The sequence below is a fragment of the Cytobacillus firmus DS1 genome (assembly GCF_000565285.1).
Lineage (GTDB): Bacteria > Bacillota > Bacilli > Bacillales > Cytobacillaceae > Cytobacillus > Cytobacillus firmus_A.
In genome coordinates, this window is the sequence record NZ_APVL01000019.1 from 16,642 (window position 1) to 41,803 (window position 25,162).

Sequence of the window (25,162 nt, forward strand, 5' to 3'; positions counted from 1 at the left end):
AATAAAATTCGTTTAAAGACACAGGAGGTTACTTTTCCTTTTTCTATAAATACCTTAAATATTGTGTTTCTTCATAAAATCTTCATAATTAAATGTTATGAATAATGAGTGAACAAAATAGGATTTTCATTTTTTTCAGCAAATGGATTTGGCATTGTCATACAAGAATAGGGGTATTAAAAATGTATGAATTTTTCAGCATAATAAGCAACTTTTTTAGCCAGCCTTTAATTAATATTGGTTTGAGCACTAAAGACATTCCCATAATATCAGCTTTTATATTGGGACTTGTAGGGGCATTGGCACCCTGTCAATTCACCGGGAATTTGGGGGCCATTACATTATATGGAAGCAGGTCTATACAAAAAAATATCGCTTGGAAAGAAGTTTTGTATTTTACGTTGGGTAAAATAGCTGTATTTTCTGGTTTTGGTTTATTAGTTTGGATATTCGGCAGTGAAATTAAGACTTCTTTGACCGTTTATTTTCCTTGGATAAGGAGAATTATTGGACCAATGTTTATTTTGATCGGTTTATTCTTACTGGGGTTCATTAAATTCAGGAAATCAATATCACTAGGGGATTTTTTTAAGAGCTTTCAAAAGGAAGGGAGATTTGGAGCCTTCTTTATGGGAGTTAGTTTTAGCCTTGGTTTTTGTCCTACAATGTTTGTGTTATTCTTTGTCACTCTGATGCCAATGGCACTCTCAGTAAATTATGGGATGATATTGCCTCCAATCTTTGCAATAGGGACTTCTCTTCCTCTAATTATTTCTGTATTTCTGATTTGGTATCTAGAGCTAGGAGGGAAGTTTTTGAAAAAGGGGAGAAGAATAGGGGCTATTGTTCAAAAAATTACAGGTATCATAATGCTTATAATTGGGGTACTTGATACCATTACGTACTGGAGTCTTTAATAGAATTGTCGAGGAAATTTAATGCTTTAATAGTAAATTTTTGTGCATTTTGAGAATGTTGCAAATGAATATACATGTGTGGTTTTATTGGTTGTGTACATAAAAAAGCACAAAAATTATCGAGATGCAGATAAAGAGCAATTCCAAAATATGAATGATATCATAATGTAAAAGTAAATTGAACATTCTAATTTGAAAATGGTAAAAGAAAAGCCATCCCTCTGCAATACAGAAGGGATGGCCTTTCTCAATTTACTGTAATTGTACCTATCATACCATTTTCTTTATGACCAGGAATAGAACAATAGAATTCAAATACCCCAGACTTAAGAGGTGTAAATGTCAGAGTGGCTTCACTTTTTCCAGATGCATGGAGATGAAAATCAGCCTGCGCAGTGCCATGGTTACCATGTTGATTGTTTTCAGTCTTAATAGCTATTTCCTTTATTTCAATGTCATGATCCGTATTATCAAGATTTTTTAATATAAGAGAAGCTTCCTTATCTTTTTTAAGCGTTATTTCTGAAGGGTCATAGGAAAACTTTGAAGGATGAACAGTTAAAACGATTTCATTAGCATTCAAGTTTTTAGTATTTCCATGCTCACTATGATCCTGCCCAGCCTGTGAAGAGCTAAAGTTAGAGAAGGCTTTGCTTTTATCTAGCTGATTTCCAAAGTAAAGAAAGGAAAAAAGAAGGACAAAAGTTAAAACAGGCTTTAAAAACCATTTTTTTTCATCAATAGAGCTCTTTGCTGATAGGATATTATATAGTAATAGTGAACTTGTTGTCAGAGTGAGTAAAATATTTAACATGGTGAAAGCTTGATTCTGGGAAACCATTTCACCAAGCATGGCTCCCATCATTCCCCCCATTAAACCTGACATAAACCCTTCTAATGAAGGAAGGATACCAAATGCTATTCCGCTAGCTAATCCTGCAATAACCCCAATTCCAGCAGAAACCAATGTAGAAGTATACAAATCTCCTTGATAATATGTTCCAAACAAGACTCCGGCTGTTAAACCTATATTCATTCCCATTGCCATTGTGATAACCATTGCTTGCATTTTTGATAATTTGTGTCTGAATTTTATGGATAGAATAATGGCTGCGATAGCCGAAGAAGCTATTGTTGTTAGAACAAATAACTGGTATATTCCCAAAATTATCAACTCCTCTTTATTTGCTACATGATATGTAAACAGTAAACAAGCCATGCCAAAAAATATCCGAATACTAAAAATAAATAATTTTCTAAAAATTCTCTATTTACAAAATGATAATTCAGTATTATTATAGTTTTTAATACCCAATATACGATAGCGGGGTACTGTACTGAACATTAAAAGGAGGTAAGGTAATGTCAAAAGGTAAAAAAATTTTATTTCTTGGTGTTTATGGTATGGAAGTAGTTGAATGCGGTGGAGCATTAGCTAAAAATGTTTTAAATGGGGGAGAGTCATATGCTAGCATTATGCTTTGCAGGGAAACAAGCCAGCCCCAAGTTAGAAATGCTGCAGAGATATTGGGGGTCAAGATTTCTTTCTTGAATTTTGAATATGGGACTGTGGATTTAAGTAAGGAGTCCAAAATTAAGTTGATTAAGTTGATACGTGAAGTTAAGCCAGATATTATTATCACCCAAGATCCAGAGCATTCCTTCCATGATTTAGATCCTGACCGTAGACCAGCTATGACCCTTTTGCTTGAATCTATTGCACTTGCAAGCAGAGATTTCGCATTAGAAGAAACTCCCGGTTTATCCCCACACCCCATTCCGACCATCTACTACATGACACCTCATCACCCAAATACTGTCGTTGATATTTCTCAAGTTTGGGAGAAAAAAGAAAAGGCAATGGACATGCTTGAAAGTCAAATGGAATTTAGCGGTATGCATTTTGATGAAATTCTTGATTCCAAAACAGTAGAAATTTTATCACCTGGTTATTCCCAATTAAAAAACCATCAAGAAAAAGGAAGAGCAATGCATAGAGTGTTAGACAAAGCTGTTCATGTTTATCATGGTCTGGCAACTCATGGGCATTTTGCCCTTGCTGAAGCATACAGAAGAGAAGGAAACTTCCACTTACAAGAACTAATCAAATAGATAATCTAGATCACTACTAAATAGGGGGAGTGAAAATGAAAAGATCATTTTTTAGTGTTGGAATAATAATATTGTTACTTCTATCAAGTTTCAACCTTGTTCTAGCCGAAGAGAAAGTGCAATCGTTAAAAGTCGGCATTTCAAAAGATGAGAATGGATTAAACCCTTATACGTATGTTACAGGGTATCCAGGGTTAGATTTGGTCAATTTATTGTACGATACACTGTTTAATTTAGATGAAAATAATAAGCCGGAACCTTGGTTGGTAAAGGATTTTAAAGTTAGCAAAGATGGTCTAACCTATGAGCTGACTCTGCATGATAACGTAAAGTGGCACGATGGTAAACCTCTTACTGCAGATGATGTTAAATTCACAATGGAATATTTCATCAAATATCCGAAATCCAGATTTACGAATACATTAAAAACAATAAAGTCCATAGAGGTAAGCGGTGAAACTGGTATAACATTAAATTTATCGCAGGCTGACCCCAACTTCATGATTCAGCCTCTTGCAGATTTGCCAATTCTACCACAACATATCTGGTCTGAAGTAAGTACTCCTGATGATGAAACTAATGCACTTGGAAGTGGGCCTTATATACTGGAAGAACACAAATCTGGCCAGTACTACAAAATGAAATCAAACGAAGATTATTTCAAAGGTGCTCCGCCAATAAATGAATTAATATTCCCGATCATTGAAGATACAACTGCAATGTATAATGCCCTTCAGGCAGGCGAGCTGGATGTAATTTCGTCAAGTATATCTCCTGAACTTGTAGAACAATTTAGTTCCAACCCTGCTTTGAAAGTTGTAAGGGGGCCAGGATACAGTACAAGCCTGTTTCAAATTAATGCAGAGAAATACCCTATGACGGAAACCGCATTTCGTCAAGCTATTGATTTTGCCATTGATAAAGAAAATTTGGTAAAAACAGTGCTACTTGGCTACGCAGAAGTAGGGAGCCCTGGATTTATTCATCCGTCCTCTTCCTATTTTAATTCTGAATTAAAGCCAGTTTTTGATAAGGAAAAAGCCAAACAAATTCTAGAGGAAGCTGGTTTTATTGATAAAGACGGTGATGGATTTAGAGAAGACCAAGAAGGGAAAAAAATTGACTTAACGACTTTGGTTTATTCAGGTAACCCAATTAGAATCAGAACAGCTGAATTAATATCTGAAGCATTAAATGAAGTAGGAATCAAAAATGCTGTAAAAGCAATGGATTCAACTACAGTAGACTCATTAATGTGGCCTGATTTTGATGTCAGCAAAGGCAGAGATTACGACCTTGGTGTCTGGAGCTGGTCCAACACCATGCAGCTATTTCCAGATCGAATGAATGATCTATTTCATTCCGATCCAGCTATTGGGTCTGTCAATATTGGGGGGTACAAGAACCCTGAGTTTGACCAATTGGGGGAAAAACTTAAACAGACATACGATGAAAATGAACGTCTAAGTTTAATTAAGGAAATACAAGCTTTTGTAGCGGAGGATGCTCCTATTATACCTCTTTATTACCAAGAGATTGTTGGTGCGTTTAATCCTGAAAAATATGATCAGTATGTCTTCCAGGTGGGCAAGGGCATTATCAACAAACTATCCTTTGTTTCGACTGAAAAATCAGATTTGCCTGATAATGAGAAAGCTAGTAGCGATACACCTGTTTCAACAGATAGCAAAACAGCAAATATGAGTACAGATAATGATGGGAATAACACTTCATTAATCGTATTTGGATTAATACTTCTTGTGGCTGTCATTGGATTTATTCTATTAAGAAGAAAGAAAAAAAATAAAGGCAATGATGATTTTGATTTTTAATTGAAATAACTTCCCGTAAAAGCAATTTCTTTTACGGGAACTCTTTTTAAAAATATTATTTACATATTTGGAGGTGAAAGTGATGGGTAAATTTATTACAGGAAAACTTTTACAATATTTCATTGTCATTTTCCTAATGTTGACGCTAAATTTTCTATTACCCCGTCTTATGCCTGGAAATCCATTGGTTTTTTTAGCAGGCGAAGATGTAGGCTTTATGTCCAGTGCTGAAAAAGACGCTATTTTAGACAAGTATGGCCTTAATGATTCAATCCTCGAACAATACGGAACTTATATAAAGAATATTTTCACTGGTGACTTTGGATATTCCTATCAGCAAAAACGGCCTATCTCAGAACTTTTGATGGAGAGGCTCCCATGGACAATGCTACTTACAGGTCTAGGATTGGTACTCTCAACCGTTATCGGAGTCATGTTTGGAGCAATTTCCGCATGGCGCAGGGGCACCAACACAGATGCTAACCTTCTAACAGTCTTTATGTTTTTAAGTGCCATGCCATCTTTTTGGGTTGGCATGATACTTGTATCTATTTTTTCCGCTCAATTAGGATGGCTGCCCGTTTTTGGAGCAGAAAGCGCTTGGTCAAATTATACGGGAATGGACCGGTTTATTGATATCGGTAAGCATCTGATTCTCCCATTAGCCACCCTTATCCTAATTTCTGTTACAAGCACTTTTATGATCATGCGGTATTCAATGCTGAACGTCCTCGGAGAAGACTATATTATGATGGCCAAAGCAAAAGGAGTAAAAGAAAAGGTAATCAAGTATAAACATGCCATGAGAAATGCATTACTTCCTGTGGCTACTGTATTTATGCTTAGCTTAGGATTTACCCTGGGCGGTGCGACTGTTATCGAAACCGTCTTTGCATATCCGGGTGTAGGCCGTCTTATGTTTGAATCGGTATTAAGCAGAGATTACCCGCTTATCCAAGCTACATTCCTGATTATTACTTTCAGTGTAGTCATTGCTAACTTTCTAGCAGATTTAATTTATCCTTTACTTGATCCAAAGGTGGGAAGCCGCAATGGTTAATTCAAGATGGAAGAAATATTGGCAAGTGCTCACATCTAATAATATTGGCTTGTTTGGCTTAATCCTTTTAGTGATTTTTTTGCTAATTGCGATTTTAGCCCCAATCCTTGCTCCATTTGACCCGACAGATCGAGTTGGAGCTCCTTTTACGAAGCCTAATGGCCAATTTTTGCTAGGAACGAATGATGTCGGACAAGATATCTTAAGCGAACTTCTATATGGCACGAGGATTTCATTATTAATTGGTGTCATTGCAGCTTTTATTTCCATTCTTCTTGGCTGCCTAGTCGGTATCGTTTCAGGCTACTATGGCGGCAAAGTAGATGCATTTTTAATGAGATTGGTAGACTTAGTACTTGTTATTCCTTTTCTTCCTTTAATGATATTACTGGCTGCTTTTATTGGTCCTAGTTTTTGGAACATTGTACTGGTTATTAGCCTAATTTCCTGGGCTAGCCCAGCAAGGGTAATAAGATCTCAGGTTCTAACTTTAAAAACAAAAGGGTATGTAGAGGCTGCAAAGTCAATCGGAACAAACATTAAAGTCATCTTAGCCCGACATATTCTGCCGGGGGTTATTCCAATAGCACTCTCCCAATTTGTTTTAGCCGCAAGCCATTCAATTTTAATCGAAGCATCTTTAAGCTTCTTGGGGCTAGGAGATCCATTTACAAAGAGCTGGGGGACCATTTTATATTATGCTCAGGCCAGAGGAGCTTTTTTAACTGATGCGTGGATTTGGTGGGTTCTGCCTCCAGGATTATTAATCACAACATTGGTTATAGGGTTCGCCTTTACAGGATACTCACTTGAAGAGATCCTGAATCCCCGATTAAGAAAGGAGCGTTAATTTATGAACACCGTGTTGTCAGTTGAAAACCTTTCTACTTACTTTAAAACGGATAAAGGGATAGCCAAGGCTGTAGAGAATGTTTCTTTTTCACTCAATAAAGGGGAAATGCTAGGTTTAATAGGTGAGTCCGGATGTGGAAAAACAACAGTTGCTCAATCCATTTTAAGGTTAATAGAGTATCCCGGAAAAGTGGTGTCAGGTCGTGTCCTTTTAAATGGAAAAGATCTCATAAAGGCCTCTGAAAAAGTACTTTCATCCTTGAGATGGAAAGAGATTTCTGTTATTCCCCAAAGTGCAATGAACGCGTTAAATCCTATATTTACTATAGGAGATCAAATAATGGAATCCATTTTACTGCACGAAAATGTAAGCAAACGGGAAGCACTTCAGCGCACTAAGACCCTTCTCGAGTTGGTCGGTATTGATGGGGAGAGGTGGAAGAGCTATCCGCATGAATTCAGCGGAGGAATGAAACAGAGAGTCGCCATTGCTATGGCATTGGCCTGTAATCCAAAATTGGTTATATCTGATGAATCCACAACAGGATTGGATGTTTTAACTCAAGCTCAGGTAATTGCCTTAATCAAAAGCCTTCAAAAGAAAATGGACTTATCCGTCATCCTGATCTCTCATGATTTGCCGATGGTAACAGCTATATGCGATAAAATAGCCATTATGTATGCAGGCAATATCGTAGAATGGGCATCCACGGAAGACCTATTGAAAAACGCCAGACATCCATACTCGCAAGCACTTTTAAACGCTTCGCCTGATTTAGGCAATCCGGAAAAGGAAGTCGTATCTATACCGGGAAGCGTACCAAATTTGGTGAATTTCCCTGATTCCTGCCGTTTTCATACCAGGTGCCCCCATGCTTTTGACAAATGCCGGCAAGAAACTCCAGAATTTAGAGAAATCAAGAACGGACATTACACAGCCTGCTTTTTAGAGGAGGAAGGAAACCATGGATAAAAGCACCCTTTTAAAAGTGAGCAATTTGAAAAAAACCTTTATAAAAAAATCGGGAACTTTTTTAAAAAGAAAAAAAACCGAGGTATATGCAGTTAACAATATCAATTTTGAAGTAAACAAAGGTGAGATATTGGGAATCATTGGTGAAAGCGGTTGCGGCAAAACGTCAACTGCCAGAATGGTTATGCGCCTTATGAAAGAAACCAAAGGAGAAATAACTTTTGAAGGAGTTAATCTTTGTAATCTAAAAGAATCAGAGACAAATAAAATTAGAAAAAAAATGCAGATGATTTTTCAAGACCCTTACGATACGTTAAACCCCGGTATGAAAATTCTTGACATATTAATGGAACCGATTAATGCTCATGAAAAGGGTTTGACTTACGAAGAAAAGTATCAAAAGGTGATTGAGGCCATAGAAGCTATTGAGCTACGACCAGCCCAGGACTTTATCCATCGTTTCCCACATCAATTAAGCGGCGGGCAAAGACAGAGAATTGCCATTGCAAGAGCAATTATTTTAAAACCTTCTTTTATTGCTGCAGATGAACCAACATCCATGCTTGATGTTTCTGTTAGAGCCGGAATACTGAACTTGCTGCTGGATTTAAGAAAGAAAATGGGCCTTACGATGATGTTTATTACCCATGATTTATCTACTGCGAGTTATATGTGTGACCGAATTGCTGTCATGTACCAAGGAAAAATCGTAGAAATAGGACCTACGAAAAAAATTATTCAGCATCCTTCCCATCCGTACACAAAAGCACTTGTGGCTGTAGTAAAAGATTTAAACCATTTTATTAAAAATAGAGAAAAACTGATTCTGGATGGGGAAGTGGATTCCACAAAAGAAGAAAAAGGCTGCCCTTTTGTTGCAAGATGTCCTCATAAAGAAGCAGTTTGTCATACGCAAGTGCCAGAGTTAGAGGATGTAGACAGAGGACATTCAGTTTCTTGCCATTGTCATATTGAATTATTAGAAAAGACTTCATAAAAAAGGGGAAACATATGGATACGCAAAGAAAGAAAGTAAAGATAGCTGTAAACGGAGGTATACATTTTGGGGCAAAACTAACTGCCAAGCAACTACTTGTAATTGCAAAATATATGGATGATCAGGATGAGCTTGAACTGACTACATTTCAGCAGCTCTACATCGATATATTTGATGACAAGAAAGATGAAATTATATCAGAGTTTGAACAGGTAGGGCTTCGATGTTATCCAGTGGGGAAATTTGTTAAAAGCTTACGGACATGCAATTTTTGTAAAGGGGAAGAAGAAGAAGGAATGCCTGTAGCAAAAGAATTGAATGAGCGTATAGCAGGAATTCCTGTCCCTTTCACATTAAAGCCAGCTTATACTGGCTGTCCTGTCGGCTGCGGTGAACCACTAATCAATGACATAGGTATAATGAAGGTGAAAAATCATTATGATTTATATATTGGAGGAAAATCGAAAGGGAAAGATGCAGAAACCGGGTCCCTATTAATGACTAATCTTGAACCTGAAGATTTATATTCATCTGTAGAAAAGATCATTGAATTTTACCAGCAACAGGCCAAGAAAAGAGAGACGTTCCATAAATTTGTAAACAGGCTCGGGCATGAGGCAATATTAGAGGAAATGAATAAATGAAAAAATAATCTACCCTTTAAATTTTTCTTTATAAAAAAATTACCAATTATAACAAAATATTTCATACCTTTCTCTTTACATAGGGTACGGGGGTATGATATATTAAATTTGCAAGGGGGGAAGCTAAGTGATTTCCAAATTAGAAAAAAATGAATTGCCAACCGAAGAAGTAAGCTGCTGCGCAAGCGAGAGTACGAGAAAAAGTCACCATTCTGATAAAGTTAAGAATAATCTTGTCGTTCGATTAAACCGAATTGAAGGTCAAATCCGCGGTATAAAAGGTTTAATTGAAAGGGACACTTATTGTGACGATGTCATTACACAAATTTCAGCTACACAATCTGCGTTAAACAGCGTTGCAAAGATTCTTTTGGAAGGGCATTTAAAAGGATGCGTAGTGGACCGTCTTCAAGAAGGAGATTTAGAAGTTTTAGATGAAGTACTCATTACTGTTCAGAAATTAATGAAAAAATAAAGGAGAGAATGAATGATGGAAAAAGTTACATTGAATGTAGAAGGTATGTCCTGTGGTCATTGTATTAAAGCGATCGAAGGTAGCGTCGGCGAGTTGGCGGGCGTTTCCAATGTTAAAGTTCACCTAGAAAGTGGAAAAGTTGATGTCGAATATAATTCCACGCAAGTTTCTTTAGACAAAATCAAGGAAACTATTGATGATCAAGGATATGATGTAGTTTAAATAAAATGATGGGGTGTGCTAAACGCAGCACCCTCTCTTTTTAAGTTTAATATACCCATGACAGGTATATTAAGCACTGACCTTCAATAATGAATTATTTATCCTCAAACAATTTTAAAAGGAGGAACATAAATATGGCTGAGCAATCAATTGCCAAAACACAAAATGATGCTGCCGGGGAAAATGTTACATTGAGCATAACCGGCATGACATGTGCAGCATGTGCTACCCGTATTGAAAAAAACATTGCTAAGGTTCCAGGTGTGCAAAAAGCTAGTGTTAACCTCGCTACAGAAAAAGCTTCTGTTACGTATGATTCAAAAACAGCTAATGTTAACGATGTCATTGAAAAAATAAAAAAGACTGGTTACGGTGTTCAAGAGGAAAAAGTCCAGCTTGACATCATAGGAATGACATGCGCAGCATGTGCAACCCGTGTAGAAAAAGGATTAAAAAAAGTAGAAGGAATAACAAGTGCTACTGTCAATTTAGCTACTGAAAAAGCAATAATCGAGTTCATTCCTGGAAACACGAATATTGAGCAAATCATCGCCGCTATAAAAAAGGTCGGCTATGATGCAAAGGTAGTTGGCGAGAGAGATGAAGATTATGAGCGCAATGCCAGGGAAAAAGAATATAAAAAGCAAATAAGGAAGTTTACTGTAGGGGCAATTTTATCCGTATTCTTTTTAGTTCAAATGATATCGGATTTTGCTATGGAGTATGGCAATGGAATGTTCTTTCATATGAGTCCTTGGGTACAATTCCTACTTGCTACACCAGTGCAATTCTATGTAGGCGGCCATTATTACCGTGATGCATACAATGCAGTTCGAGGCGGAAGTGCCAACATGGCTGTTTTGGTTGTACTGGGAACTTCAGCAGCCTACTTTTACAGTCTGATTGTTACAATTTTGGGAACTGGTCAATTTTTATATTACGAAGCTGCTGCTATCGTCATGACTTTGATTGTTTTAGGGAAATTGCTTGAAACAAGAGCTAAAGGACAAACATCGGAAGCTATTAAAACGCTGATGGGACTTCAAGCGAAAACCGCCAGAGTCATTAGGGATGGAGAAGAACTTGATATACCCCTGGAAGAGGTTCAAACAGGTGACCTGATTTTTGTTCGTGCTGGAGAAAAGGTTCCTGTTGATGGGGAAATAATTGAAGGAAACACTACCGTTGATGAATCCATGCTAACTGGGGAAAGCATGCCTGTTACAAAAGGGATTGGTGACACAGTCATTGGAGCAACGGTAAACAAACATGGTTCATTTACATTTAAAGCTACCAAAGTTGGCAAGGACACGGCACTAGCACAAATTATTAAACTTGTCGAAGAAGCTCAGGGCTCAAAAGCCCCTATTCAAAAACTCGCAGATAAAATTTCTGGAATTTTTGTACCAATTGTAATCTTAATTGCTTTAGCAACCTTTGCCATCACTTATTTCATCGCAGGATTTACACCTGCACTTGTTAGTACGATCGCTGTCCTGGTTATTGCATGCCCTTGTGCGTTAGGATTGGCAACTCCGACAGCTGTAATGGTTGGGACAGGAAAAGGCGCTGAAAATGGACTTCTTATTAAAGGTGCCGAACACCTCCAAACATCTCAGAGTGTAACTACGGTTGTTTTGGATAAAACAGGCACGATTACAAAAGGTGAACCAGATGTCACCGATATTATAGCTTTTGGAAAATATAAAGAAGATGAATTACTGCAGATAGCTGCATCAGCTGAAAAAGGATCGGAGCATCCTCTTGGGGAAGCAATTGTAAATGGTGCTAAAGAAAGTGGCATTCAGCTTCAGGAAACACAAAACTTTACTGCCATCCCTGGTCACGGAATTCAAGTAAGCATCAAAGATCAGAAGGTGCTGATTGGAAATAAGAAGTTAATGATCAAAAATAATATAGAGATAGGCACTGCTTTAAGCCGCATGGAACAGCTTGAAGGGGAAGGAAAAACCGCTATGCTAATAGCAGTTGATGACAGCCTAGCAGGCATAATCGCTGTCGCGGATACAGTTAAAGAAACATCTGCCAAAGCGATTAAACATCTTAAAAATATGGGAATTGAAGTCATTATGATCACTGGTGATAATAAATTAACGGCCGAAGCCATTGCCAAGCAGGTTGGTGTCGATAGGGTCCTCGCTGAGGTACTTCCTGAAGACAAATCTGCAGAAGTTGAAAAATTGAAGCAGGAAGGAAAAATAGTTGCAATGGTTGGGGATGGGATTAATGATGCCCCAGCACTAGCTGCTGCCCATGTTGGAATTGCCATTGGAACAGGTACAGACGTTGCAATGGAGGCAGCGGATATAACATTAATGCGCGGTGACCTGATGGGAATTGTTGATACAATCAGTCTTTCCAAAACAACAATGAGAAAAATCAAACAAAATCTTTTCTGGGCATTTGCATACAACGTTGTATTGATTCCAGTTGCAGCAATCGGCCTTTTAAATCCGATTCTTGCTGGTGGAGCAATGGCTTTCAGCTCTGTCTCAGTAGTTGGTAACACATTATTTTTACGAAAATGGAAACCTGTACGTTGATATTGTCTGAACTAACACCTAACAAAATAAAATTGGAATTAAAGAATAGGATGACTCACATTAGAGTCATCCTATTCTTTTTTATATTGAGGGCTCTGTAATTCATTTAAATAAAAAACCGAAGAAATGACCAACTCAATAAAAATAATGTGCCACCAGAGGCTATTAATATAGTAGTTAACTGTATTTTTTCTTTAGCTTGAAGACGTTTATATTCTTTATAAGTAACTTCACCTTTAGCAAATTGAAGCCCTGCTTCATCTGGTGAAACCGAATAATCTCTTCCATAAGCATCTTGTAGCATGACATTTGTGATCAAAGGTAAAGCTTCACCAGGTAGTAATTTAAAGTTACTTTCAATGGATGTATTTTCTTGAATCTTCACTTGATCACCAGTGGTAGCAACACCCACAAGGCTGTAAATGGAATACATCTTCATCTCTTCACATATTTTAAGGGCTTGTCGTTCAATGACATCATGAGTAAAGCACAATTTCTTTCACCTCATTTTATTAAAGACTGTGAGAGGAGAGTTTTTCTTAATTTTTCGGTTTGTGTTGTATATCAGTATTGACCTCCACATTTTTCTTTTTTTTAACATTTATATGCATGGTCAATTTCTACTGTGTATGCATAAATTATGCATACTTATATGGTAAAAGTGAGATGTATCTAAAACACTTTTTATAATTTTAAACTCTTTTATTATAAATGGTCAACAATCCAAGAAAATGAAATCAACTCTTGCTTCAGAGTTAGATATCCTGAAAACCCTCGTGCCATTATCTTTAATAAACCTTCATAACTCATAAGATTGGAGATAACTAAATGGTTTTTTTATCTTGGATTTTTCAAATTTTGATCATTTTCGTCATAATTATTATAGAACATATTGAAAAAGTACAGCTAAAGAAAGTTTTACCTTTAATTGCGATAGTGTTTGCTGCAGTGATTTTGTTGGTCATGATAAAGTAAGGATAAGTTTCAAAGAAACCAAGTTAAAACACATTATATCCCATAAGTGATCTATATTTCATGGGAAGTTATTAATGTCTCAATTCTTAATCTGGAAATTAGTCATAGTGAAATCTCAATAATCAAGTTAGTATTTTATATATATGTATTTTAGAACAAATCTTACACAAATCATACTTAGTGATTGTTAGATAAACAGAAGAAGTTAATTGAAAAATATCCGTTTATATAAAGAAAGGAAAGATGCCAAAGTGGTTATTCAATCAAATATGTCACCAGCAGCAATAGTTGAAGTTTGGTCCAATACAGCAGAAATTTTTATAAGGCATAAAATTCCGTTTACAAAGCAGGTCTTAGCAACATTGATTGATGAAGAACAACTAATTCCGCTTCTCCACGAACTAAATGCAGCTGTAGGAAGCTCTGTTTCTACTTGCATAGATGGCGGCTGACAAATGCCATCTACAAAGGAGTAGGTGACTCCTTGGCTTAATGAAATAGTCTTACACTTGTGTCTTTTAACTTCTATGTTATTCTCTTATAACGAAGTAACATTTTTAACAAATATTAATTTGAGTTTATTCTAAAAAGACATCCTTTTGGTGCAAAGATTTCTTAGTAAAAGAAAAAGGCGGTATTTTACTAGTTGAATTGGAGCCATTTCGAAATACCTTTCAAAAGTTAAAAGGAAGAAAATTTGATAATAAAAAATGAAACCAAGATTACCAACAGCTTTTTTCAAGAAAGGGAGCAAATCAAAAACGCTTGGGATTATTATTTCCAAGCGTTTTTATGTGCTAATAATGTTGTTAAATTAGCTGTTGTTTATCCATGTTTAATGATTGACTTTTGATTTTTTTATTGCCATTTTCACAGTGAAAAATACTACGATTCCAATCATGGTAAGATTAAGCAGCGAACCTATAATACCATAAGCCATCATGCCAATTCCATATCCGCCCATCATTCGGGATCAACTCCCTTAAAAGTTATTCATCATACTTTCAGCACCACTTTGCTGCATCATACCATCCTTACCATGGCATGATTCAAACATATCTTTTTGCTCCTTTGTTGAGAGGTCGGGATGCATTTCTTCAATCATGGGCTTCATTTGCCTGAAGTTTAAACCTCCGTTTCCATTCTCCTCTGCAAATGCATATGTTCCTGCTCCTAAAATAAACCCTGCACCTAAGATACCAATCACAAATTTTCTCATGTATATTCATCTCCTTTCTTGTTTTTAGAATACCTTATGGAAATGTAAATCTTATGGAGAACTTATGTGGAACATATGAAGATTGCAATTCTAATAATCGAGGATGATAAAATGTATACAAGGAGTGGTTACTGGTGACTAAAATTCTTCTTGTAGATGATGAAGATATGATTCTTGAGGTATTAAAAGCCTATTTTGAAAAAGAGGGCTGGGATATTCTGTTGGCTTCTAATGGGATAGATGCCTTAAAAAAGGCAAAAGCCGACGACATTGATATTATTATTCTAGACCTAATGCTTCCTGATATTTCTGGAGAAGAAATATGTCGTTTAATAAGGAAAGAAAGTGATGTACCAATAATCATGCTGACTGCAAAATCAGACGAAGAGGATTTGTTAAATGGAATTAATCTTGGAGCGGATGATTATGTAAAAAAACCCTTTAGTCCAAGAGAAGTAGTAGTGAGAGCTCAAGCAATTTTAAGGAGAGTGAATAAAAGGATATCAGCTCACAAGCTTATATTTAATGAAAAAGAAATGATTATTGACTCAATAAAAAAAGAAGTAAAATTGAAAGGCAAGATTATTACCCTCACACCAATTGAATATAGACTCCTATTTACACTGGCCAGTTACCCAGGTAGGGTTTATAGTCGGATGGAGTTACTTGAAAAGTGTCAGGAGGACGGAACTTATTATGAAGGATATGAACGGAGCATAGACACTCATATTAAAAACCTTCGAAAAAAGATTGAAAGAGATTCACGGCAGCCTGATTATATACTGACCGTCTTTGGAATGGGTTATAAGTTTGGAGGAAGGCCCCATGCGGAAAACCATGCGCACTAGAATATTTTTTTATTTCTTAATAGTATCCTTATCAGGCATTTTATTAACTAGCCTTTCGATATTATGGGGTTTTGAAGGTCGCTTTAATGATTATTTATTAGAAGGAAGAGAGAAAAATATAAATCTGATTAAAGAAGAAATACTCAATGAGTATAAACAGACTGGCTCACTACAGAGTGACCAAGTTGTAAATATTCTGCATGATCAAGCTATGACGGAAAATCTATATTATGAAATATATAATTCAAATGGAAAAATCCTCATTGAGACTAGCTCAATGAGAAAGATGATGGAGAATATGGGTCACAGACAAGATTCAGAGGCGAACTATAATTCAGATACTTATAATCTTTCTGTAGATAATAGTATTATTGGCAGCCTACAAGTGTATTATCAAGAGGAACTAGTCGCTGAGGATTTTTCATTTTTTCAAGCTATTAAAAGATATGTTTATGCTGCAGCTTTTTTTACAGTTATACTATCAGTTTTCTTTAGTATTTTATTTTCAAAATGGCTTTCTGCTGGATTCAATAAACTTTCGGTTGCTGTACAGGAGCTCCAAAAACATAAATGGAACACCCGCTTGAACGTTGAGGAATTGACTGAGGAAATGAAAGCTCTTGGATGGTCTTTTAATAATTTAGCAAGTTCACTTTCTAATGAAGAAAATCTTAGAAAGCAGTTTACCGCAGACCTCGCACATGAACTTCGCACACCTCTTGCATCATTGAGAAGTCAAATAGAGGCTTTTCAAGATGGAATTTGGGATCCTACTCCGGAAAGGCTGCAACAAAGCCATAATGAGTTAATGCGCTTAGTACGTCTTGTAAATGAACTAGAAAAACTTCTTGCTGCTGAGAATCCACAGATTAAGTTAAATGTGAGTAATATAGAAGCAAATAAGATGGCATGTTTCTTAAAAAATCAATTTGATTCAATATTTAATGAGAAAGGAGTAAAACTCCAAATCCTTAATTCTGGAAAAGAATTATGGTTTCGTGCTGATCAAGACCGAGTTATTCAAATATTAACTAACATTCTTAATAATGCTCTTCAATATACTTCACCAAATAAAAGGGTGGTTATCTCAGTTCTTGAAAAGAATGACAATATAGGTTTCGTTGTAGCCGATGAAGGAGTTGGGATAGACGAAAAGGATCTTCCCCATCTTTTTGAACGATTTTACAGAGGAGATAAATCTAGAACCCGAAAAACCGGAGGGATTGGTATTGGCCTCTCCATAGTAAAAGCATTAGTAAATGCACATGGTGGAGACATACAGGTTACAAGTGAATTAAATAATGGCACTATCATAACGATTTTGTTCCCCAGAAATTAATAGGCACCAAAACCTTTTCAATTTTGAATTCACAACTTTTGGTCGGGGATTTCGCTAGCTGCTATTTACTTTTCTAAGTCCTCAATCGGATCAAAAAAACTCAAGAGGAATAAATATTTATCGAATGGGGAAAAGATTAAAAGCCAATGTTTTTATCTTACATAAGCTTACACCATATTTTCTGCACATTTTACAGTTATAATATCGGAAATTGCTAAAGGAGGATTTTGTATATGTTGAAAAAAGATTTTAGAAAATCAATTTTATTTGCATTGCTTGCTTCTCTTTTATTACTTTTGGGAGCCTGTACAAATGCAAATGATGAAAACGCAGAAAACAATGAAGGCACAGAGAATACAGAAGAGAGCAAAGACAATGAAGATATGGAAGGCATGGATCATGATAATATGGATGAAGATACAGAAGGCATGGATCATGATAATATGGATATGTCCAGCTCGGGCGAAGTTCCTGAAGGTTTAGAAGAAGCAGCTTCACCAACTTATGAAGTTGGAAGTAAAGCCATTATTGAGTCAGATCACATGTCAGGAATGAAAGGCGCTGAAGCAACAATAGTTGGAGCATATGATACTACGGTTTATACAATATCTTATACCCCGACGACTGGCGGAGAGAGAGTGGAAGATCATAAATGGGTGATCCATGAAGAGTTAGAAGGAGTCGAAGAAGAACCGCTTGAACCTGGAACAGAAGTTACTGTAAATGCGGAACATATGGAAGGTATGGACGGAGCAACAGCTGTAATTGACTCCGCTGAACAAACTACTGTATATATGGTTGATTTCACTACAACAACCGGCGGTGAAGAAGTGAAAAATCACAAATGGGTAACAGAAAGCGAGCTATCTCCAGCTGAATAAATTTATAAAACTTTAACATAATAAATAACAATAAAAAGTCGATTCCAAACCATGGAATCGACTTTTTAAATCCTTAATCACAAATAGAGTTTTATTCCTTGCCAGTCCATTTATATCCAACACCCCAAACCGTTAGTAAAAACTCATCCGCGGGAAATCCTGCCCTTCTCAACTTTTCCCTAATATTTCTAACATGCGAATCAATCGTGCGGTCTTCAATTGATACGCCATATCCCCAAACCGATTCAATTAAGTGAACTCTGGAGAAAACCTTGTTTCTGTTACTTATAAATAACTGGACCATCGCAAACTCCTTAGGTGTGAGCAAGATCTCTTTATCTTCAAAATAAAGTTCATAAGAAGCTGGTTTAAGTAATAGGCCTTTAAATGAGAGGAATTCTTCTTCTGTTGTAGTTCTTCTAAGTACAGCTTCTATCCTTGCTACAAGTACTTCTTCATCAAATGGTTTCAAAATATAATCATCTGCGCCTATTTTTAACCCTTTAACGATATCAGGCTTCTCACTTCTGGCCGTGAGCATGATAATAGGGATATCCCTAATTTTCTTGAATTCTTTGCATGCTGTCCAACCATCCATTTCAGGCATCATCACATCTAACAATATTAAATCGACATGATTTTTTTCTATATACGTTATTGCATCTACCGCAGATGACTTTTTAACACATTTATAACCTAATGGGGTTAAATAAAGCGCAAGTAGATCTAACATTCTGGATTCATCATCAACTAATAGTATCGTTTTCAATGCTATCTGCTCCTTTAAAGACTAATTCAAATTCAGTTCCGATGCCTTCCTTGCTTTTTACTGAGATTGTCCCACCATGAGCAAGGACAAGCTCCTTTACTATGGCAAGCCCCAAACCTGTTCCTCCTAAAGATCTGGTTCTGGACTTATCTACTCGATAAAAGCGGTTTAAAATATAAGGCAGGTCTTCTTCAGGTATTCCTTTTCCATTATCTCGAACCTTAATACTGACATCCTTCTTTTTGCTGCTGACAGCAAGGATTGTTTTGCCTCCAGATGGAGAGTATTTAATAGCGTTATCCAGCAAGTTAAAGATGATTTGCTCAAGTCTGATAGGATCAGCCATAATATATACTCCTTCTGGACAAACTACTTCAAAATCCATTTCTTTTTCGTGGAATGCAGGAGAAAACTTTTGCTCAATTTTCGTAATAAAGTCAGTTAAGTCTATTGCTTTTTTTTGTATTATAAATGAATTTTTGTCCATTTTCGCTAGGTCGAAAAGGTCCTTAATTAAATCAGAAAGGCGATTCGCCTCCTCATGAATTATATTTAAATATTTGTCACGGTCCTCATTGGATAAATTGCGTTTATGAACAATATCTGCATAGCCCTTAATATAGGTGAGGGGGGTCCTTAATTCATGAGAAATGCTCGCTAAGAAATCGTTTCGCTCTAGTTTTAAATAATTCAAGTCGCTGGCAAGCTGAGAAATAGAATCTGCTAAATCCCCGAGTTCGTCATTCCTGTTCTTTGGGAGTGAAATTGTAAAATCTCCCTTGCTAATTTTGGAAGTAGCTTCCTTCATTTTTATTAAAGGTTTTGCAAGTCCTTTAGAAAGAAAAATGATAACAATCAAGGTTAAAAAAACCGCTATTAATCCTGTTAATATAAAATGTTTATTAATTCTTTCAATTAAAGAATGTATTGATTCTGTTTCTTGAAACATAAAAACCTTGCCAGATGTTTTGCCATCTAAATCTATTGGACTAACTGTTGAGATAAACTTTCCCTCTTTCCAGTTATTATCAACAACCTCTCCACCTCGAGGGATATCTGAGTCTGACCTGTTAATATGGTCTTGAACCTCATAGCTCTTTACTGATGAACCAAGAATCTTACCATTCATATCAGTGATAACGACATCGGTATTTGCCTCCGATTCCATTAAAGTTACATGAGAGATTGTATCTGTATCAAAGTGTTTTTCCAGTATATCCCTGTGAGCGTTGCCTCTTGTCTGCAAAGATAGAAACTCTTCTTCTATCCTTGAATCCACAAGGGCTGAATGTAAAAAGAAAAACATAAAAATCTCAAGGCTAAAGATAATTAGAAAGAATACTATTCCAAGCTTAATCGAAATTTTTGTCAATTAATTCACCCGTTTCTCAAGAAACTGCTAATTTAAATTATATTTCTTAAATTTGAAGAATTTATGCAGAATGAGACATATTTTAATACTGAGAACTTTTATATTTTTAGTGTTTAATTAAAGTCTATTCAAAATCTCGAGAATCGAACTATTGACAACTTAATCGAATTTACTTAATATTATGATTAGTAATTTTATTTTGAATATTTAAAATTATATTTATCAATTCATATATAGTCTACAGTTATTAGTTGAATTAAGGGGGCTATATCGAATTTCTTTATGCATTATGCATAGGTTATTCGATATGCCTCCTTTTTTATTATTAAATTAGATATTGGAGGTGATATTGTTAGAAGTTTCATAATAACAAGAGTTTCCGCTGTTTAAAAAGAAGATAGGGGGATATGTGATGATTAAATTAAGAAGTCGAATTGTATTTCTAACCTTCTTTTTTGTAATTACCTTACTTATAAGTGCATGCAGTAATAATAGTCAGGTGAATAACCAGACAGATAATGAAAACAAGGATGCGAAAACAGATTCCACCAAAGAACAGGTGATTACAGTAAATGCCTTATCTGAACCACCCAGTCTCGAACCTGCTTTAATTGATAACCAGGTTGCTGGGGATATATCAAACCAATTATTTGAGGGCCTCGTTCGTTTGGATAAAGAAGGAAAAATTGTTCCAGGTGTGGCTGAAAGATGGGAAACTTCAGATGATGGGACAATTTACACGTTCTACTTAAATAAAGATGCGAAATGGTCAAATGGTGATCCAGTGACTGCTCAAGATTTTGTCTATTCCTGGGAAAAGGTATTAAGGCCTGAAGTAGCCTCTCCGCTAGGAAGTAATTTATTTTTTATCAAAAATGGAGCAGCATATAATGAAGGCTCGTTAAAGGATCCTGCTGAGCTTGGTGTTAAAGCTGTAGATGAATATACCCTTGAAGTTACTCTAGAAAAACCAACTTCCTTCTTCTTGGGACTAACAGCCTTTTTCACCTTATTACCAATCAATGAAGAAGTTGATAAAGCAAATTCGAAATGGGCATCAGAAGCTGACACCTTTGTTTCAAACGGCCCCTTTACAATTGAGAGTTGGAAGCACGGACAAGAAATAGTAATGGTACCTAATGAAAACTATTGGGGGAAAGATGTTGTTAAACTGGATAAGCTAAAGTGGGTAATGGTGAATGAACAAAATACTGAATATGCAATGTACCAATCAAATGAGCTTGACTTTTCTACAAACCTACCAAATTCGATAAGAAATAAATTAATTTCTTCTGGAGAGGCATATACTGCACCAAGTGCAAGTTTAGCTTACTTACGTTTTAATCATAAAAATGACGTTTTCGCGAACGAAAAAATACGCCAAGCATTAGGTCTAGCGTTGGATAGAAATCTTTTAGTTGAAAAAGTAACACAAGGAGGAGAAATTCCAGCCTTAGGTTTAATTCCAATTGGATTGAGCAGCGGTGCAGGAGAATTTAGGGATTTAGCGGGAGAATCCTTGTTTAAGGATAATGATGTGGAAACAGCAAAACAAAAGCTACAGGAAGGGCTAGATGAATTAGGCCTCTCCTCGTTACCGAAAATCAATCTACTATTCTATACCGATGATACGTACAATAAGCTTTCACAAGCAATGCAAGAAATGTGGAAGAAAAACTTAGGGATAGAAGTTGAACTCCAAACAATGGAGCGTAAAGTATTTGTTCAAAATATTCAAGCAGGGGATTATCAACTAGCAATTTACAGTACAGGTGCGGACTATGATGATGCAAGTAATTTAATGGGACAATTCATGACAGGAGATGTTTATAACTATAGTAATATCTCTATTCCCGAGTACGATCAATTAATGAAAAAAGCAGAAGCAGAATTGAATTTGGAAGAGCGTGCTCAGTATTTGGTGGATGCAGAAATAGTTCTGATAGACCAAATGGCCATTTCACCTCTTTATTATAGGACGAAGGTATATCTGCAAAAGGATAATATTGATGGAATCTTTCAATATACTATCCAAGCCATTGATTTCCGGGAGGCGTATGTGAAGTAAAGAAAAAAACATTCAATCGCTGAAAGAGTGTACTAAAAGTACACTTTTTCAGTTGTTATCAGACAGGTCCTGCTACAGGAAAATAGGAGGGGAATTATGCGACAATTTCTGGTTAGGAGGATTATTAGTGTTTTTGTGACACTATTCGTTATTATTTCACTAACCTTTTTATTAATGTATGCCATACCAGGAGATCCTTTTACAAGTGAAAATCGCATACCTGAACAGGTAGTCGAAAACTTAAAGGAGCATTATGGGCTTAATGATCCAATGTTAATTCAATATATAAAATACCTAAAAGGAGCCCTATTATTCGACTTCGGTCCTTCAATCAAATGGGATAATCAAACAGTAAATGAACTAATTGCAAGTGGTTTTCCAGTTTCGGCCATGATTGGTCTACAAGCCATTCTTATTGCAACTTTTTTTGGCATTCTATTAGGAATATTTGCTGCTATTCGCCACAATAGTGCTATTGACTATTTTTCTATGATTATCGCAATTCTTGGCCTTTCTGTTCCCAGTTTCATATTCGCTACAGTTTTAATCAACTTTTTTGCAATTAAGCTACAATGGTTCCCGGTTGCAACATGGGGGACCTGGAAGCATTCCGTATTGCCAAGTGTTGCTCTCGCCGTTACACCAATGGCATATATTGCCCGCCTAACTCGATCGAGCATTCTTGAAGTTTTATCTATGGATTATATCCAAACTGCAATGGCAAAGGGCGTAACCGGTGTCAGATTCGTATTTAGGCATGTACTTAGAAATGCTCTGATTCCAGTTGTAACTATACTGGGACCTATAACAGCCACTGTATTGACAGGAAGCTTTGTTATTGAACAGATTTTCGGTGTGCCTGGATTAGGCAAGTATTTTGTGGAAGGAATTACAGATAGAGATTATCCATTAATCTTAGGGACAACGGTTTTTTATAGCGCTATCTTAGTGTTCTTTATTATATTGGTTGATATCGCCTACGTTCTGATTGACCCAAGAATAAAACTAATGAAAGGGAGGAGATAGCAGATGCAGCCAGTGAGGGATGAACTCTTTGTGTTTAAGAAAAAAAACAAAGAGGAGGATTTACTAAGTAAACCGAGTGTCTCTTTTTGGAAAGACGCATTGGGGAGACTAAAACATAACAAATTGGCTATGACAGGACTTGGAATCATAATCTGTTTAATCACGATGTCCATTATAGGTCCCTTGCTTGTACCTTATTCATATTCAGACCAAAGTCTGCTAAATGCTAATCTCCCTCCATCAACAAATAATTGGTTTGGAACAGATGATTTAGGAAGGGATATATTTTCAAGGACTTGGGTAGGCGCCCGAATTTCCCTCTTTATTGGGATAACAGCGGTTATATTAGACTTAATAATAGGTGTTATATGGGGAGCAATTGCAGCTTACAAAGGTGGAAGAACAGATGAAATCATGATGAGAATCGTAGATATTCTTTATGGACTGCCTCATTTGCTTGTAACAATTTTATTAATGGTCGTATTAAAGCCAGGTTTACTTACAATTATTATAGCGATGGCTGCCACTGGATGGATAGGAATGGCACGTTTAGTTAGAGGGGAAATTCTAAGATTGAAAGAGTCTGAATTTGTATTAGCATCACAGGTATTGGGAGGAAGTTTTTTCAGAGTACTTTTTAAACATCTTATTCCGAATGCTATGGGTCCGATCATTGTAAGCATGACATTATCTGTTCCTGGTGCCATATTTGCAGAGGCAACATTAAGTTTTTTAGGACTTGGTGTGCCGGTTCCGCTTGCAAGTTGGGGAACTATGACGTCAGAGGGCCTTGTCACTTTATTAACAGGTGAAACATGGAGACTATTTTTCCCTGCATTGTTTATTTCCTTAACTATGTTTTCATTTAATGTACTTGGAGATGGTTTAAGAGATGCCCTAGATCCTAAGCTAAAAAAATAAAGATACCTCATAGTTTAATTCATATATTAGGGGAGGAGATAAATGTGAACAGACTGCTTGAAGTGAAAGACCTTCACGTTAATTTTAATTCTAAAAACCAGCATATCCAAGCTGTCCGCGGGATTTCCTTTCATGTCAATAAAGGGGAAGTTCTTGCTATTGTGGGTGAATCAGGTTGCGGGAAATCAGTTACTGCAAAAAGCATTATGAAATTGCTGCCTGAGAAATCTTGCACCATTCCAAAGGGATCCATATTGTTTAACGGTGAAGAAATCACAACAATGAAGAAAAAACAGTTATCGAAGATTCGAGGGGCAAAAATAGGAATGGTTTTTCAAGATCCAATGACCTCATTAAATCCGACAATGAAGGTTGGCGACCAAATCGCAGAGGGCCTCATTATTCATAAAGGCTACAGTAAAAAGTTGGCACGCGAAAAAGCAATTGAAATTATAAAGCAAGTGGGGATACCCAACCCTGTACATTGCTGTACCAAATATCCTCATCAACTCAGCGGAGGAATGAGGCAGCGAATTGTCATAGCTATGGCGCTGATCTGTGAACCTGATCTTTTAATTGCGGATGAACCCACGACAGCTTTAGATGTCACCATTCAATCTCAAATTCTAGATCTATTAAAAGAACTCCAGCAAAAAATGAGCATGGCGATTATTCTTATAACACATGATTTAGGAGTAGTGGCAAGGTTTTCGGATCGAGTCAATATTATGTATGCTGGAAAAATAGTCGAAAGTGGTACCAAAAGTGAAATCTTTTACAGTCCTAAGCACCCCTATACTCTTGGATTATTAGAATCTATACCCAAACTTGATCACAGCCGAGACCAAAAGTTAACGGCCATTGACGGAACTCCGCCGGATCTTGCAGAACCTCCAAAAGGCTGCGCTTATACTCCGCGATGTCCTTTTGCAATGGATGTTTGCGATGAATATAATCCGGAAAAAACGGTGCTATCACGTACTCATCATTTAAATTGCTGGTTAATGGACCCAAGAGCTCCGAAAGTCGCAACTAACAAAGCAGTATCCCAAGCGGCTAATGAATAAGAATCCTTCCATTCATCCATTATTTTATC

Annotated in this window: 25 protein-coding genes; 19 read left to right on the forward strand and 6 right to left on the reverse strand. The window is 36.5% G+C overall.

Translation table 11 applies throughout. The features are described 5' to 3' along the window. Nucleotides 1–182: 182 nt before the first annotated feature. Nucleotides 183–917: a sulfite exporter TauE/SafE family protein gene (locus tag PBF_RS19720; protein WP_019380872.1), complete on the forward strand. Its 735-nt coding sequence runs from the start codon at nt 183–185 to the stop codon at nt 915–917. A 247-nt stretch (nt 918–1,164) separates the two neighbouring features. Here the strand turns inward: PBF_RS19720 and PBF_RS19725 are convergent, their stop codons facing one another. Continuing rightward, nucleotides 1,165–2,082: a plastocyanin/azurin family copper-binding protein gene (locus tag PBF_RS19725; protein ID WP_035332167.1), complete on the reverse strand. Its 918-nt coding sequence runs from the start codon at nt 2,080–2,082 to the stop codon at nt 1,165–1,167. Between the two features lie 197 nt (nt 2,083–2,279). Here PBF_RS19725 and PBF_RS19730 point away from each other — a divergent pair, with 197 nt between their 5' ends. The 10 genes from PBF_RS19730 to PBF_RS19775 all read left to right on the forward strand — a co-directional run bounded on the left by PBF_RS19730 (nt 2,280) and on the right by PBF_RS19775 (nt 12,648). Then, a complete protein-coding gene (locus PBF_RS19730; protein ID WP_035332169.1) occupies nt 2,280–3,029 on the forward strand; it encodes a PIG-L deacetylase family protein in 750 nt (249 codons plus the stop codon). A gap of 35 nt (nt 3,030–3,064) precedes the next feature. Beyond that, nucleotides 3,065–4,861: an ABC transporter substrate-binding protein gene (locus PBF_RS19735; RefSeq protein WP_035332170.1), complete on the forward strand. Its 1,797-nt coding sequence runs from the start codon at nt 3,065–3,067 to the stop codon at nt 4,859–4,861. A gap of 82 nt (nt 4,862–4,943) precedes the next feature. Beyond that, on the forward strand, nt 4,944–5,921 hold the full coding sequence (locus PBF_RS19740; protein WP_019380876.1) for an ABC transporter permease: 978 nt from the start codon (nt 4,944–4,946) through the stop codon (nt 5,919–5,921). Further along, on the forward strand, nt 5,914–6,771 hold the full coding sequence (locus PBF_RS19745; RefSeq protein WP_019380877.1) for an ABC transporter permease: 858 nt from the start codon (nt 5,914–5,916) through the stop codon (nt 6,769–6,771). Before PBF_RS19740 ends, PBF_RS19745 begins: the two co-directional genes overlap by 8 nt. A 3-nt stretch (nt 6,772–6,774) precedes the next feature. Further along, the gene (locus PBF_RS19750; RefSeq protein WP_019380878.1) at nt 6,775–7,746 is read left to right on the forward strand and encodes an ABC transporter ATP-binding protein; all 972 of its coding nucleotides are present in this window, start codon (nt 6,775–6,777) and stop codon (nt 7,744–7,746) included. Beyond that, on the forward strand, nt 7,739–8,743 hold the full coding sequence (locus PBF_RS19755) for an ABC transporter ATP-binding protein (RefSeq protein ID WP_019380879.1): 1,005 nt from the start codon (nt 7,739–7,741) through the stop codon (nt 8,741–8,743). The genes PBF_RS19750 and PBF_RS19755 overlap by 8 nt, the downstream gene beginning before the upstream one ends. A gap of 14 nt (nt 8,744–8,757) precedes the next feature. After that, nucleotides 8,758–9,387: a nitrite and sulphite reductase 4Fe-4S domain protein gene (locus tag PBF_RS19760; RefSeq protein WP_019380880.1), complete on the forward strand. Its 630-nt coding sequence runs from the start codon at nt 8,758–8,760 to the stop codon at nt 9,385–9,387. Between the two features lie 130 nt (nt 9,388–9,517). Next, complete coding sequence (locus PBF_RS19765; RefSeq protein ID WP_372675482.1) at nt 9,518–9,862, forward strand: metal-sensitive transcriptional regulator; 345 nt, start codon at nt 9,518–9,520, stop codon at nt 9,860–9,862. 15 nt (nt 9,863–9,877) lie between these two features. Then, complete coding sequence (copZ, locus tag PBF_RS19770; RefSeq protein ID WP_026041633.1) at nt 9,878–10,084, forward strand: copper chaperone CopZ; 207 nt, start codon at nt 9,878–9,880, stop codon at nt 10,082–10,084. A 134-nt stretch (nt 10,085–10,218) separates the two neighbouring features. After that, complete coding sequence (locus PBF_RS19775) at nt 10,219–12,648, forward strand: heavy metal translocating P-type ATPase (RefSeq protein ID WP_035332173.1); 2,430 nt, start codon at nt 10,219–10,221, stop codon at nt 12,646–12,648. 106 nt (nt 12,649–12,754) lie between these two features. On the opposite strand, the gene PBF_RS19780 is transcribed toward PBF_RS19775, so the two are convergent. After that, a complete protein-coding gene (locus PBF_RS19780; RefSeq protein WP_019380884.1) occupies nt 12,755–13,141 on the reverse strand; it encodes a hypothetical protein in 387 nt (128 codons plus the stop codon). A gap of 691 nt (nt 13,142–13,832) precedes the next feature. Here PBF_RS19780 and PBF_RS19785 point away from each other — a divergent pair. Next, a complete protein-coding gene (locus PBF_RS19785) occupies nt 13,833–14,075 on the forward strand; it encodes a hypothetical protein (protein WP_081757326.1) in 243 nt (80 codons plus the stop codon). A gap of 383 nt (nt 14,076–14,458) precedes the next feature. Here PBF_RS19785 and PBF_RS27080 read toward each other — a convergent pair whose 3' ends face one another. Together PBF_RS27080 and PBF_RS19790 are read right to left on the reverse strand one after the other, a co-directional pair. Then, nucleotides 14,459–14,590, reverse strand: a complete 132-nt coding sequence (locus PBF_RS27080) for a hypothetical protein (protein ID WP_268745130.1) — start codon at nt 14,588–14,590, stop codon at nt 14,459–14,461. A gap of 15 nt (nt 14,591–14,605) precedes the next feature. After that, complete coding sequence (locus tag PBF_RS19790; protein WP_035332175.1) at nt 14,606–14,842, reverse strand: hypothetical protein; 237 nt, start codon at nt 14,840–14,842, stop codon at nt 14,606–14,608. Nucleotides 14,843–14,976: 134 nt separating this feature from the next. Between PBF_RS19790 and PBF_RS19795 the strand changes: the two genes are divergently transcribed. From PBF_RS19795 to PBF_RS19805, 3 genes are all read left to right on the forward strand, one after another. Then, complete coding sequence (locus PBF_RS19795; protein WP_035332177.1) at nt 14,977–15,690, forward strand: response regulator; 714 nt, start codon at nt 14,977–14,979, stop codon at nt 15,688–15,690. Further along, on the forward strand, nt 15,668–17,029 hold the full coding sequence (locus tag PBF_RS19800) for a sensor histidine kinase (RefSeq protein ID WP_035332178.1): 1,362 nt from the start codon (nt 15,668–15,670) through the stop codon (nt 17,027–17,029). The genes PBF_RS19795 and PBF_RS19800 overlap by 23 nt, the downstream gene beginning before the upstream one ends. Before the next feature lie 233 nt (nt 17,030–17,262). Next, on the forward strand, nt 17,263–17,910 hold the full coding sequence (locus tag PBF_RS19805) for a YdhK family protein (RefSeq protein WP_019380892.1): 648 nt from the start codon (nt 17,263–17,265) through the stop codon (nt 17,908–17,910). Between the two features lie 91 nt (nt 17,911–18,001). On the opposite strand, the gene PBF_RS19810 is transcribed toward PBF_RS19805, so the two are convergent. Together PBF_RS19810 and PBF_RS19815 are read right to left on the reverse strand one after the other, a co-directional pair. After that, nucleotides 18,002–18,679 carry a response regulator transcription factor gene (locus tag PBF_RS19810; protein WP_035332180.1) on the reverse strand — a complete coding sequence of 226 codons (678 nt, stop codon included), beginning with the start codon at nt 18,677–18,679 and terminating at the stop codon, nt 18,002–18,004. After that, nucleotides 18,657–20,051: a sensor histidine kinase gene (locus PBF_RS19815; protein ID WP_019380918.1), complete on the reverse strand. Its 1,395-nt coding sequence runs from the start codon at nt 20,049–20,051 to the stop codon at nt 18,657–18,659. The genes PBF_RS19810 and PBF_RS19815 overlap by 23 nt, the downstream gene beginning before the upstream one ends. A gap of 412 nt (nt 20,052–20,463) precedes the next feature. Here PBF_RS19815 and PBF_RS19820 point away from each other — a divergent pair, with 412 nt between their 5' ends. From PBF_RS19820 to PBF_RS19835, 4 genes are all read left to right on the forward strand, one after another. After that, complete coding sequence (locus tag PBF_RS19820; protein WP_035332182.1) at nt 20,464–22,119, forward strand: peptide ABC transporter substrate-binding protein; 1,656 nt, start codon at nt 20,464–20,466, stop codon at nt 22,117–22,119. 96 nt (nt 22,120–22,215) lie between these two features. Beyond that, nucleotides 22,216–23,145, forward strand: coding sequence for an ABC transporter permease (locus PBF_RS19825; protein WP_035332183.1), 930 nt, complete (start codon nt 22,216–22,218; stop codon nt 23,143–23,145). A 3-nt stretch (nt 23,146–23,148) separates the two neighbouring features. After that, nucleotides 23,149–24,066, forward strand: coding sequence for an ABC transporter permease (locus PBF_RS19830; protein ID WP_035332185.1), 918 nt, complete (start codon nt 23,149–23,151; stop codon nt 24,064–24,066). A 44-nt stretch (nt 24,067–24,110) separates the two neighbouring features. Then, nucleotides 24,111–25,133: an ABC transporter ATP-binding protein gene (locus tag PBF_RS19835; protein ID WP_035332187.1), complete on the forward strand. Its 1,023-nt coding sequence runs from the start codon at nt 24,111–24,113 to the stop codon at nt 25,131–25,133. Nucleotides 25,134–25,162 lie beyond the last annotated feature (29 nt).